A 13,475-nucleotide genomic window follows, 5' to 3' on the forward strand; every position below is an offset into this window, starting at 1 on the left:
TTAACTATTTTTATTTACAATTAATTACCGCAACTATGCACAAGAAGAACCTGATTCTTATTCTATTCCTTACAGCAGGGATATTAGGCGGAAACGCACAAATAAGGAATCCCTTCAAAAGAAAAAAGAAAGAGGAAAAAAAAGAAGCAGCCGCTCCGGCGCCCAAGCCGGCCACACCTCCCGGAGCACCCAAGCCATACGGGGAAGTGATAACCAAAGAGGCAAAAACCAATGCCGGTTTCTTCAAAGTACATAAGGTAAAGGATAAATTCTACTTCGAACTTCCCGATTCCATTATGGAACGCGATATACTTGTAGTGAACAGAATCTCGAAAGCTCCTGTGAACAGGTACAAATCGATGGTTGGCTATCCCGGCGACCAGATAGGGGAAAACGTCATCCGTTTCGAAAAAGCACCTAATAATAAAGTCTTTATTCGCAGTATCTCATATCTCGAGCAGGCAAACGATACGCTAGGCATGTATCAGTCGGTAAAGAACTCGAATATACAACCCATTATGGCTACATTTGCCATACAGGCTCTGAATAAAGATTCTGTAAGCAAAACATCTGCCGCCGTCATAGATATTACCGATTTCCTGAATGGTGACAATAACGTTTTCTTCTTCGACACCAACATGAAGAAATACAGGGGCATCGGAAACCACTTTGCCGACAGGAGTTATATAGACACCATCAAAGCATACCCTATAAATGTAGAGATCAAAACGGTTAAGACATATGCGCAGGTACCGCCAATGGGATACCCGCCTCAGGCAGCACAGTATTTCCCTAACGACCCCATGACATACGAACTCAACAGTTCCCTCGTTTTGCTTCCGAAAGAACCGATGAAACCGCGCTTGTTCGATCCCCGCGTAGCATATTTTGCGGTAAGGTATACCGACTTCGATTCCAATTCGCAGGGGATAGATTATAAATCGAAAATTACCCGCTGGAGACTGGAACCGAAAGAGGGAGAATTACAGAAATATGTGAACGGAGAACTGGTAGAACCTAAAAAGCCGATTGTTTTCTACATAGACCCTGCCACGCCAAAGAAATGGGTACCATACCTCATACAAGGTGTCAACGACTGGCAAAAAGCGTTTGAAAAAGCAGGATTCAAGAATGCGATCATAGGAATGGAAGCGCCTAAAGATTCCACATGGAGCCTCGAGGATGCACGTCACTCCGCAATCGTTTATAAGCCTTCGGATATACCGAATGCCAGCGGCCCGCATGTACATGATCCCCGCAGCGGTGAAATTATAGAAACACATATCAACTGGTATCACAATGTGATGCTCTTATTGCGCAACTGGTATATGATACAAGCGGGGAATGTGGATAAACGCGCCCAAAAACTGAAATTCGACGACGAACTGATGGGCGAACTTATCCGCTTTGTATCATCACATGAGGTAGGACATACATTAGGGCTGAGGCATAATTTCGGATCTTCGGCAACCGTACCTGTCGAAAACCTCAGAAACAAAGAGTGGGTGGAAGCTAACGGACATACACCTTCGATAATGGACTACGCACGATTCAATTATATCGCCCAGCCCGAAGATAATATTTCGGAAAAAGGACTCTTTCCTCGTATCGGTATATATGATGACTGGTCGATAGAATGGGGTTACAGATACTTGCCCGAATATGCGACTGCAGAGGACGAAATTCCGTTCTCAAACAAGACAATAATGGAAAAACTCCGGAGCGACAAACGCTTTACCTTCGGAACGGAAACCGATCCTGACGATCCACGCAACCAAAGCGAAGACCTTGGCGACAATGCCATGCTGGCAAGCGGCTATGGTATAAAAAACCTGCAACGTATTGTGCCGCAAATACTGGATTGGACTAAAGAACCGAATAAAGATTATGCGATGGCAACTTCCATATATGGAGAAGTTGTGACACAATATGGCCGTTATATGGGACATGTTGCCAAAAATATAGCCGGTATTTACCGTACCCCTCTGGTAGTGGAGCAATCCGGTAATTCGGAGGAGTTTGTTCCGGCAAGCATACAAAAAGAAGCAATGCAGTTTCTCGACCAACAGTTATTTTCTACTCCCGAGTGGCTGATCGACAAAACATTGATAACAAAAGCAAGTGTAGATCCGGTAAATTCGATCGGAAGTGTTCAAAAAAGAACATTGGACCGTCTGATTAGCAAATATACAATAGACAAGATGTTGCGTGACGAGGCATATAACGGTGCCGGTGCTTATACAGCTATCAATATGTTCAACGACCTGAAAAAGAGCGTATGGTCTGAGCTTACAAACGGAAAAGCAATCGACATCTATCGCCGCAACCTGCAAAAGAACTATGTCAATGCCCTCATCAGCATTGTAGACCCTAAGAATGCGGCTCCGCAGGCACAAACAAGAGCTTCGGATGCAACAGGCATTGCCCGTACACAATTAATCGATCTGCGCCAGAGCATACGCAATGCCGCTACCTCGTCATCGGGAATCAAGCGCAGCCATTTGCTGGACTTATTGGCACAGATAGAAACAGCATTGGATACCGGCAAATAATGTGGATAGATAGTTGGAACATCCCAATAGAAATTCTTTATTAATTTCTAATTTAATAATTATGAATAAGAACATTATTATTTCCATTTTATTACTCTTTGTTATATTATCCTCCTGCAACAAAAAAAGCGGGGAAGATAGGTCCAAACCTGTAATAATTGCATATGTAGGCGGATACAACGGACTGACAGATGTGAGTAAAATATCCCCTAATAAGATAACTCATATCAACTACGCCTTTGTAGATGTACAGGGAGGGAAAGCTTTCCTGACAAATGAAGCGACCGACACAGTCAATTTCAGGAAACTGAATGAACTGAAACAGCAAAACCCGGATTTGAAAATACTTATATCGATCGGGGGATGGGCATGGAGCAGGAATTTCTCAGACGCCGTATTGACTACCGAAGGACAAAAGACATTTGCCAAATCTGCCGTTGAGATCATGAGTAAATATAATCTCGACGGAGTGGATATAGATTGGGAATACCCTGCCATGGAAGGGGACACAGGTAATGTATTCCGCCCCGAAGATAAGCAGAACTATACGCTGATGTTCGCCGCCATCAGGGCCGAATTGGATGAACTGGAAAAAACATCGGACAAGAAATATCTGCTCACAACAGCCGTCGGTGGCTCACAGGAGTTTATAAACAATACAGAGATGGGCAAGGCTCAGGAATACCTCGACTATGTAAATATAATGACCTATGACTCCCAATCGAAGGAAAAAGCGATCCATCACACCAATCTTTTAGCGTCGGATAAGTACAGCGAGTCTAATAGTGCCGATATAGCTGTAAAAGCCTTCAATGCAGCAGGCGTACCTATGGAAAAACTGGTAATGGGCATCGCTTTCTATGGCCGCATCTATAAAACGAAGAAAGATTCATCGAAAGGAGTAGGTGACCCGATAACCGAACAAATACAGGGAAAGGGATACACATTTATCAAAGATAGCCTGGTAAACCAGAATGAATATTACAGATATTGGGACGAAGCAGCGCAGGCTCCTTACCTGTTCAATTTTTATAAGGGCGAGTTTGTAACCTATGACGATGAAGAATCGGCAAAAGCAAAATGCGAGTACGTGAAGACTAACGGAATGGCCGGAGTTATGTTCTGGGAGTACAGTTCCGATCCTAAAGAGTATCTGTTGAACGCAATTAACCAGGTACTGAAATAATAAACTTTAACCCTCTCCGTTTTAAGGATTGGACTTCTGTTTGTACTTTTGATTATTAACTAAAGTGCAAAATGATATAGCAAGCCACTTTATAAGATATAAATGTGGCTTGCCTTGTAACTATAAGTTTTGAATGAGAAAAAAACGGATACTTTGGGCCGATGACGAAATAGATGTGTTGCGCGCTCATATTCTTTTCCTTGAGGAGAAAGGATATGAAGTAACACCTGTGAACAGCGGTCAGGATGCACTGGACAGCGTAAAGAGCGAATCGTTCGACATTATATTCCTCGATGAAAACATGCCCGGACTGGCAGGTATGGAAACTCTGAGCCTTATCAAAGAGATAGATCCCAATATTCCGGTTATTATGATTACCAAGAGTGAGGATGAAGGGATCATGACACATGCCATAGGCAAAAAAATAGCCGATTATCTGATAAAACCTGTCAACCCTAACCAGATACTCCTGTCCCTGAAAAAGAATCTGCACAAAGATGATATCGTTTCCGAAATAACGCTTGAAGGATACCGGGACGAGTTTTCTCAGATAAGTACGCACATCAATGATTCCACCGATTTTAACGACTGGATAGATATTTACAAAAAACTAGTATATTGGGAAATAGAATTAGATGCTTCACAAAGCCCCCTGGCAGACCTTTTACGTGTACAAAAACAGGAGGCAAATAATAGCTTTTGCAAGTATATAAAGAAAAATTACGAATCATGGATACAAGATGGAAAGCACAAGCCACTAATTAGCCCCGAACTTTTTCCAAAAAAAATACTTCCCTTATTAGACAAGGGAGAAAAAGTATTTTTTATCCTGATCGATAACTTCCGTCTCGATCAATGGTGGGAAGTAAAAGACCTGCTGGCTGCCGATTTTAATATTTCAGAAGAGGAATATTTCAGCATCTTGCCCACAGCTACACAATATGCGCGCAATGCTATTTTCTCCGGGCTGATGCCATCACAGATTGTAAAGTCTTATCCCGACCTGTGGGTGGAAGAAGATGAAGACGAGGGAAAGAACCTGAACGAAGAGATATTTTTACAGAAGCAATTGGAAAAATACGGAGGGAAATATACCTTCTCTTATAATAAACTGCTGTCGTCTTCATCAGGTGAAAAACTTGTCCAGAATATGAATTCATTGAACAATAAGTCGCTGAATGTCATTGTCATCAATTTTGTGGATATGCTGTCCCATGCCCGTACCGAGTCAAAGATGATACGTGAACTGGCTTCGGACGAAGCTGCTTATCGTTCGCTTACCCGTTCGTGGTTCAAACATTCCAGCACGATGGATATTTTGCGAAAGGCAAAGGGGATGGGCTATAAGATTGTACTTACTACCGATCATGGTACTATACGTGTGAAAAATCCGGTGAAGGTCATAGGTGATAAAAGTGTAAACTCTAATATCCGTTATAAATTCGGACGGAATCTGGAGTATGACCGTAAAAAGGTGTATGACATCCATTCTCCGGAGAGGACAGGATTGCCATCTCCCAATATAAGCACAAAGTATATCTTTGCCACAGGAGATGTTTTTTTTGCATATCCAAATAATTACAACCATTATGTATCATATTATACCGATACATTCCAGCACGGAGGTATTTCTATGGAGGAAATGATCGTACCTGTTATTACATTGACAGGAAAATAGCGGGACCGTTTTTCTGATATATAACAGGAAAAACACAATAAGGTAAAGTATGTTCTTGTTATTCCTTAAAAAATATCCCAATGATGTTCAAAGTTATAAATATATAATGCTATAACCCGAATTATTCCTAAATTTGCAACTCAACAAAACTTAGTATGGATAAAAAGCTTTTAATAGCAAAACCAGTAACGGAAGAACTGAAAAAATTCAATACCTATTACAAAGATTCTGTCTTTTGTAATAACGTAAGGATTCAGGAGATTATAGATTATATAATGAAATCGGATGGTAAACGGATACGTCCCATTCTGTTACTATTAGCGGCAAAGGCCTGTGGAGAAATAAACAATACGACTTATAACTCCGCCATTACAGTAGAACTTCTGCATACAGCTTCCCTTATACATGACGATGTTGTTGATGAATCCAAAATAAGGAGAGGAATGGCTTCGCTGAATGCTATTTACGATAATAAAATGGCCGTGCTTGCGGGTGACTATTTTCTATCTACAGCCTTAATTAAAAGTGTATTGACCGGAAATATTGAGATCATATCCCGCGTTTCAGATCTGGGCCGCGACCTTGCCGAAGGGGAATTAAACCAGCTCTCGCTAGTCAAAGAACTGATTCTGGATGAAGATGAATATTTTCAGGTAATCAGGAAAAAGACAGCATCCCTAATGTCCGTGTGCATGCGTATAGGGGCAATGTCAGTGGACGCATCAAGTGAGGAAGTTGAAAGATTTACCAAATTGGGAGAATATCTCGGAGTTTGTTTCCAATTACGGGACGATATATTCGATTACTTTACCGATGCCATCGGCAAGCCTACAGGAAACGATATACGTGAAGGAAAAGTTACGCTTCCCTTATTATATGCTATAAGTTACGCTCCGGAAGATGAGAAAAAAGAACTATTGTCTGTTATATTCTCTTACAACTATACCGACGAAAACATACATAAGCTTATCAGCTATGCCAAAGAGCATGGAGGTATAGAATATGCTTACCGCAAGATGGAAGAATATAAAAATCGGGCGGAGGAAATAATCGCCACAGTTTCAGACACTGAGGTGCGCAAGGCGTTGGAGGCCGCTGTGGAATATATAGTGGAAAGAGCTTATTAAAACTCTTTTCAGAGACTGATCAGTAATAAATAGACACACACTGCCGGAATAGCCAGTATCGTACTGTCGAAGCGGTCAAGAATGCCGCCGTGTCCGGGTATCATATTCCCCGAATCTTTTACTCCCAACGTACGTTTTATAAGTGACTCGAAGAGGTCGCCCCAGGTTCCGAATACGACTACTACCGCTGCGAAGCCAAGCCATGCGATAGTGGAGAGATTGGTAAAAAAGTGTGCAAAAATAAGAGAAGAGGCTATGGCTACCATTGCTCCGCCAACGAATCCCTCCCATGACTTCTTAGGAGATATGCGCTCAAATAAGGGATGTTTTCCAAAAGCCATACCTGTAAGATAGGCAAAAGTATCGTTTACCCATATAGTTACCAACAGGGCCAGAATATATATATAATGGTAACTTCCTGGTTCATAAGCAAATACAAGATAATTTGTCAGCGCCAAAGAGCCTGCAATATAAACCTGTCCTAGCAGCGAATAGGATAAAGACTGAATAGGATTCTCACGTTTCATGTACAATTCACTGATGAAAAGGACTATCAGGTAAATCATATACGGAACAAAAGCAAGTGCAGATGATGAATAAACACAATAGTAAAATCCTCCTAAAAAAAGAAAAAATCCTCCTAATATATTCCATGGCCGGATAACAGGAACTTTTACAGCTTTTTCTATCAATCCGTAAAATTCATACAGACATAATACAATAAGCAATGAGAATATGACAACAAAAGTGTACTCATTTATGAGTATTCCACCGAGTAGCAAGCCGATGAATACGGCTCCGGCGAGGATACGGACAACAATATTAGGTAATTTCAAGGCGTTTCTTTTTTCATTATAACGTAACAAAAGTAGTAAAAATAGAGATATTTCATCCAGATATTCAGAAAATAAAAGGTATTGACAAGTCTAGCCATATTTTTTCCTGAATAATGCGAATCAGTAGTTGAGTTTTAATGTTCTATTTTTCTAACGTGCCATCCGGCTTGTTTTTCTTAACTTTTTCTTGATAAAAAGTTACAAAAATCAAGGCTGTATCCCTCCGCCGACCCAAAATCGCAGTTCCGGTGGGGCAAAATAATACGGAGTTATCTTTAGCCGGATTATCAGCCGTGTATAACAGCTATCCTATTTTGCCCTACACCTCCGCTTTACGGATTGGGTGCCCCGCCTGCGGAATGAGGCCGTTATCGCGACGCGGCGACAGGACAGTGTATCTTCATGCTTTAGCCCTATGTGAGGCAGCCCTTGCGCATTAGTGAGGCAGGCGGGGTAGAATCAAACGGGGCGATAGCCCATTTGTTTGATTCAGCCGTCAAGACGGTTTTGGGTACCACGAGGAATTGAAAATCGAGGAGCGTAGGCGACTCAACAGGAGCGCTAGCCTTTTGGTTCGTTTTGGGCAATGCCAAAATGAACGTTTAAGCGGAACGAAGTGCAGCAGAAAATAATAGAACATTAAAACTCAACTACTGATTTGTATTATTAATTGCTTTCCGTGTTACCTTTGTTACTTTTTGGCTAAATATAGTTAACGAATATGAAAATGATAGTAAAAAAATAGTGTAAAAGTGTCAGATTTTAACAATAGATGGTTAATGTATGTAAAATAAGGCAAGTGGGAATAAAAAATGATGACACTGAAAAGGTGTGCAGATTTACACAAAGGGTACAAGCAAAAATAGTGTAAAAGTGTAAAGTTTGTCAACTTTTATACAGAAGCTACAATCATACGAATTATTAATTTTTTTCATTCTTAATTATTAATTGTTTTTTTATCTTTGTTTCTTGTTACTCAATTAACTCCTTTAGATGTTAGTAAAGGTTTTCGGCGCAGCTGTACAAGGCATACTTGCAACATTGGTTACAATAGAAGTAAACTGTTCGAAAGGCATAAAGTTTATGCTTGTCGGACTTCCTGATGCATCCGTAAAGGAAAGTCACGAACGTATAGTTTCGGCGCTACAAATAAACGGCTATAAATTCCCTCGTCAACAGATCGTCATCAATATGTCCCCCGCCGATATAAGGAAAGAGGGTACGGCATATGATTTACCTTTGGCAATCGGGATACTGGCTGCCTCGGAAGGCCTGAAATCGAATAGGCTTGAAAACTACATGATTATGGGAGAATTGTCACTCGATGGTAGTATACTTCCCATAAAAGGAGTTCTTCCCATAGCCATAAAAGCCAGGGAACTCGGTTTTAAAGGTCTGGTCCTACCTCGCAAAAATGCACGTGAAGCGGCTGTAGTCAACAATTTGGATGTATATGGGGTGGACAACATAAGCGAAGTCGTAGACTTCTTTAATGAAGAAATAGAACTGGAAAAAACAATAATAGATACCCGCGCCGAATTTTATAATGCGCAACAGATTTTTGAATTTGATTTTGCAGATGTAAAAGGACAGGAAAATGTAAAGCGGGCACTGGAAGTTGCAGCTTCGGGCGGACACAATCTGATTATGATAGGCCCTCCGGGAGCAGGAAAGTCGATGATGGCGAAGCGAATGCCATCGATCCTTCCCCCCTTTATTTTGCAGGAAGCATTGGAAACAACCAAAATTCATAGCGTTGCAGGCAAAATAGGGAATGAAACTTCTCTGATGGCTCAACGCCCTTTTCGTAGCCCTCATCATACCATCTCCGATGTGGCACTGGTTGGCGGCGGAGCCTATCCTCAACCCGGCGAGATCAGTTTAGCGCATAACGGGGTTCTTTTTCTTGACGAGTTACCCGAATTTAGCCGTAGTGTACTCGAGGTTATGCGACAGCCGCTCGAGGACCGGAAAATATCTATATCGAGGTCGAAGTTTTCGGTTGAATATCCGGCCAGCTTCATGCTGGTATCCTCGATGAATCCATGTCCTTGCGGATATTACAACCATCCTGAAAAGGAATGTGTTTGTCCAGGCGGCGCTGTCCAGAAATATCTGAACAAGATATCGGGTCCGCTCCTTGACCGCATAGATATACACATCGAGATAGTTCCCGTACCATTTGAAAAGATATCGGATAAAACGCCGGCTGAAGCGAGCAAATCGATAAGAGATCGCGTTATAAAGGCAAGAGATATACAGGCTCAACGCTTCAAAGATGAGGATGGAATATACTGCAATGCGCAGATGACTCCAAAGCTTCTTGCCAAGTATGCTTCTGCGGACGAGACAGGTTTGCAGTTATTAAAAACGGCGATGGACAAATTCAATCTGTCAGCCAGGGCCTATGACAGGATATTGAAAGTATCGCGGACAATTGCAGATTTGGATAGTTCCGAAAAAATAGAGCCGAAACATTTGGCTGAAGCCATAAACTATCGTAATTTAGACCGGGAAACCTGGGCAGACAAATAGTATAAATATAAAGATAAAGAACGAGCCATGACTTTTACCGATTTGAGTAATGCTATTTTCGAAAAATCAATTAATGATTATCATAGAACGGACAACGTAGATAGTCCTATCAGTAATCCTTATACTGAGAAATCGATAGAATATTTCCTGTATCTTAAAAACTGGATAGATACGGTTCAATGGCATCTGGAAGATATTATCCGCGACCCGGATATTAATCCGGCAGAAGCCTTGTTAATAAAGCGCCGTATAGATAAATCAAATCAGGACAGAACAGATCTGGTAGAACTCATAGACAGTTATTTTCTGGATAAGTACAAAAATATAAGCCCTTTGTCCGATGCCCGTATTAATACCGAAAGCCCTGCATGGGCGATAGACCGTTTGTCTATCCTTGCTCTTAAGATATATCATATGCAACAGGAAGTGGGCAGAAAGAACACATCCGCAGATCATAATGAACAAGCATCGAAGAAGCTCCAGGTTCTACTCACTCAGCGTAAAGATCTTTCTACGGCGATAGAAGAATTACTGGAGGATATAGAGACAGGGAAAAAATATATGAAAGTGTATAAACAGATGAAGATGTATAACGATCCTAGTCTCAATCCTGTTTTATATGCAAAAACACAATAAATTCGATAGAAGTTCACAAATTATACGATTATGTCTAAAGTTCTGGTAATACGGATATCTTCCTTCGGAGATGTGGCTATGCTCGTTCCGGTTGTATATTCTGTTGCCGCAAAATATCCTCAAGATCGTTTTTCGGTAATGACACGGAAAGCATTTGCCCCCCTATTCGAGAATCTGGGATTCAATGTAAATGTTATTCCACTCGATATTAAGAAGAAGCACCGGGGATTAATAGGTTATTTCAGGGTGATGAGACGGTTGTTTGCCATGAGGTTTTCTCATGTGGCTGATGTACACGACGTTTTGCGGTCGAAAAGTATACGCCATTCCATGTTTCTCATGGGTCACAAAGTTGCACACATCGATAAAGGAAAGAGCGAAAAGAAATATGCGATAGCTCATAAGCAACTGGATCCCCCACTTAAACATACAATGCTGCGCTACCAGGAAGTTTTTGATAAATTGGGTTTTCCGGCGCCAATGGTATTCAATAATTTCTTTGATTTCGTACCTCGGAATTTTTCAGATCTTAAATCCGTTGTTAAAGAAAAAAACGGCAAATGGATTGGTATAGCCCCTTTTTCTAAGCATAGGGGTAAAATATATCCTTTAGAGAAAATGTCGAATATAATTGATATCTTATCTAAGAAAGAGGGAGTTACTGTATTTCTGTTTGGTTCGGGCAAGGAGGAACAAAAGGTATTATCCCACTGGGCGTCCAAGTATCCGAATACGGTCAACCTCACGGGAAAACTCAACTTGCAGAAAGAAATGCTTCTTATCTCATATCTGGACGTCATGCTGTCGATGGATTCGGCTAATATGCATCTTGCCTCATTGGTGCAGATACCTGTGGTATCTGTTTGGGGAGCAACTCATCCGGCAATGGGCTTTTATGGATTTAGACAAGATATAGCTAATGCTATTCAAGTCGATTTAGAATGTAGGCCATGTTCGGTTTTTGGAGAGTTACCTTGTCAGAGAGAGAATGAAGAATATGCCTGTATGGAGAGGGTTACGGAGGAATCTGTTGTATCAAGAATATACAAGATACTAGATAAGATAGACCCATGAGAATTGCAATACTTTCACCATTTTATCCTTACAGGGGAGGTTTAGCCCAACTTAATGCCCGGTTATATACAGAACTTTTCAGGCAGAATGAGGTGAAAGCATTCACGTTTACGACCCTCTATCCCGATTTTCTATTTCCCGGTAAGACTCAGTATGTAGCTGAAGGCGATACTGCTACTGTAATAGACAGCGATCGTGTATTGAACAGTATAAACCCTTTTACATATATCCGGACAGCCAGACATATTAATAAGTATGCTCCCGATCTACTTATTATACCATACTGGATGTCTTTCCTTGCACCTGCCTATGGCTCAGTATGTCTTTTCCTTAATAAAAGTACCAAAGTCGTCGCCCTTGTTCACAATGCGATCCCACATGAGAAAAGATTTGTGGATAAGTCTTTTGCCCGCTTTTTCTTCAATAGATGTGATGCATTTATTGTCATGAGTGAACCCGTCCGGCAGGATTTACTTTCCCTGAAAAAAGATGCGAAGATACTACTACAGCCACATCCTATATACGATCAGTATGCTGAACGTACGGATAAATCCTCGGCATGTAAGACGCTGAGAATTAGGGAAAATAAGAAGAACCTTCTTTTCTTCGGGCTGATACGCGATTATAAGGGATTGGATATTCTTATCGAAGCGATGGGAATGCTGGACGACTCTTATCAACTGATCATAGCCGGTGAGAGTTATGGCAGTTTTGGCAAATATACTGAACTGATTAATCAATCACCTTTAAAAGATAATATAGTTGTCTTTGAACAATATATCCCCGATGATATGGTATCAACCTTATTTTCTGCAGCAGATGTGCTGGTCTTGCCATACAAGTCTGCAACACAAAGCGGGGTGGTGGCTTTAGCTTATCAGATGGAGCTGCCTATGATAGCTACGAATGTAGGCGCACTGGGAAGTACTGTTAAGGATTCTAATACAGGTTTGATTGTACCTGAACCTACTCCTGGGGATATAGCCGAGGGTATAGAGGAGTTCTTCAGTTCGGATACAGAACTCTATAAAGATAATCTCAAAAGAGAAAAGAGACGGTTGTCGTGGGATAATTTCACCCGGTCAATCGAATCTTTCTTCTCCAAACTGTAGTTCAGTTATATTATTCAGATCACTTCATTCTGAATAATCCGTATTTAAGCATACAGATAAAAGCTCTTACTCCGTCTCTCCAGCCTATCTTCTTGCCTTCCTCGTAAGTCCGTCCATAATAGGATATACCCACTTCATAGATCCTTACATGGGGATATCTCGCTACTTTGGCTGTCACTTCCGGCTCAAATCCGAAGCGTCTCTCCTGCAAAGGGATGGACTTGATAATATCTGACCGGAACAACTTATAGCATGTCTCCATATCCGACAGATTGAGGTTGGTAAACATATTGGAAACGAATGTCAATAGCTGATTTCCGATAGAATGCCAGAAGAAGAGTATACGATGAGGTTTTCCTCCCATAAATCTTGAGCCGAATACAACATCTGCAAATCCGTCTATGACAGGTTTTAATAAGATATTGTACTCTTCCGGATCATATTCAAGGTCGGCATCCTGTATTATAAGGTATTCACCTGTAGCCTCTTTGATTCCCCTATGTAGGGCAGCTCCTTTACCCATATTCACAGGTTGTTCGAATAGTTTCATGTCTGCTTGAGGATGTTCAGCGATATAGGCTTTTACGACCTCTACCGTATCATCTTTTGAACAGTCATTAACAATGATAATTTCTTTCTCGAAATTACCTATCAGTTCCACAGCTAAGACCTTATTCAGTATCAGATGTATTGTTCTGGCTTCGTTGTATGCAGGAATTACAATTGAAAGTTTCATGTT

At 41.2% G+C, this 13,475-nt stretch carries 10 protein-coding genes; 8 read left to right on the forward strand and 2 right to left on the reverse strand.

Annotation, left to right across the window (positions count from 1 at the left end):
• Nucleotides 1-35: 35 nt before the first annotated feature.
• The 4 genes from IR083_RS09420 (at nucleotide 36) to IR083_RS09435 (ending at nucleotide 6,543) form a co-directional block, all read left to right on the forward strand.
• Nucleotides 36-2,552 carry a zinc-dependent metalloprotease gene (locus IR083_RS09420; RefSeq protein WP_006800757.1) on the forward strand — a complete coding sequence of 839 codons (2,517 nt, stop codon included), beginning with the start codon at nucleotides 36-38 and terminating at the stop codon, nucleotides 2,550-2,552.
• A gap of 61 nt (nucleotides 2,553-2,613) precedes the next feature.
• A complete protein-coding gene (locus IR083_RS09425; protein ID WP_194224100.1) occupies nucleotides 2,614-3,738 on the forward strand; it encodes a glycoside hydrolase family 18 protein in 1,125 nt (374 codons plus the stop codon).
• 133 nt (nucleotides 3,739-3,871) lie between these two features.
• Complete coding sequence (locus IR083_RS09430) at nucleotides 3,872-5,416, forward strand: bifunctional response regulator/alkaline phosphatase family protein (protein ID WP_194224101.1); 1,545 nt, start codon at nucleotides 3,872-3,874, stop codon at nucleotides 5,414-5,416.
• 155 nt (nucleotides 5,417-5,571) lie between these two features.
• Nucleotides 5,572-6,543 (forward strand): polyprenyl synthetase family protein, encoded by a 972-nt coding sequence (locus IR083_RS09435; protein ID WP_194224102.1) that lies wholly within the window; start codon nucleotides 5,572-5,574, stop codon nucleotides 6,541-6,543.
• 8 nt (nucleotides 6,544-6,551) lie between these two features.
• On the opposite strand, the gene IR083_RS09440 is transcribed toward IR083_RS09435, so the two are convergent.
• Complete coding sequence (locus IR083_RS09440; RefSeq protein ID WP_194224103.1) at nucleotides 6,552-7,379, reverse strand: phosphatidate cytidylyltransferase; 828 nt, start codon at nucleotides 7,377-7,379, stop codon at nucleotides 6,552-6,554.
• 993 nt (nucleotides 7,380-8,372) lie between these two features.
• Here IR083_RS09440 and IR083_RS09445 point away from each other — a divergent pair.
• The 4 genes from IR083_RS09445 to IR083_RS09460 are packed head-to-tail and all read left to right on the forward strand — an operon-like array spanning nucleotide 8,373 to nucleotide 12,736.
• Complete coding sequence (locus IR083_RS09445) at nucleotides 8,373-9,914, forward strand: YifB family Mg chelatase-like AAA ATPase (protein ID WP_006800752.1); 1,542 nt, start codon at nucleotides 8,373-8,375, stop codon at nucleotides 9,912-9,914.
• Nucleotides 9,915-9,941: 27 nt separating this feature from the next.
• Complete coding sequence (locus IR083_RS09450) at nucleotides 9,942-10,550, forward strand: DUF4254 domain-containing protein (RefSeq protein WP_194224104.1); 609 nt, start codon at nucleotides 9,942-9,944, stop codon at nucleotides 10,548-10,550.
• A 30-nt stretch (nucleotides 10,551-10,580) separates the two neighbouring features.
• Entirely contained in the window at nucleotides 10,581-11,624 is a 1,044-nt protein-coding gene (locus tag IR083_RS09455) for a glycosyltransferase family 9 protein (RefSeq protein WP_194224105.1), read from the forward strand.
• A complete protein-coding gene (locus IR083_RS09460) occupies nucleotides 11,621-12,736 on the forward strand; it encodes a glycosyltransferase (RefSeq protein WP_194224106.1) in 1,116 nt (371 codons plus the stop codon). Before IR083_RS09455 ends, IR083_RS09460 begins: the two co-directional genes overlap by 4 nt.
• 19 nt (nucleotides 12,737-12,755) lie before the next feature.
• On the opposite strand, the gene IR083_RS09465 is transcribed toward IR083_RS09460, so the two are convergent.
• Nucleotides 12,756-13,472 carry a glycosyltransferase family 2 protein gene (locus IR083_RS09465; protein ID WP_194224107.1) on the reverse strand — a complete coding sequence of 239 codons (717 nt, stop codon included), beginning with the start codon at nucleotides 13,470-13,472 and terminating at the stop codon, nucleotides 12,756-12,758.
• Nucleotides 13,473-13,475: the final 3 nt, after the last annotated feature.

Source organism: Dysgonomonas sp. GY75 (genome assembly GCF_015234155.1).
Classification (GTDB): domain Bacteria; phylum Bacteroidota; class Bacteroidia; order Bacteroidales; family Dysgonomonadaceae; genus Dysgonomonas; species Dysgonomonas gadei.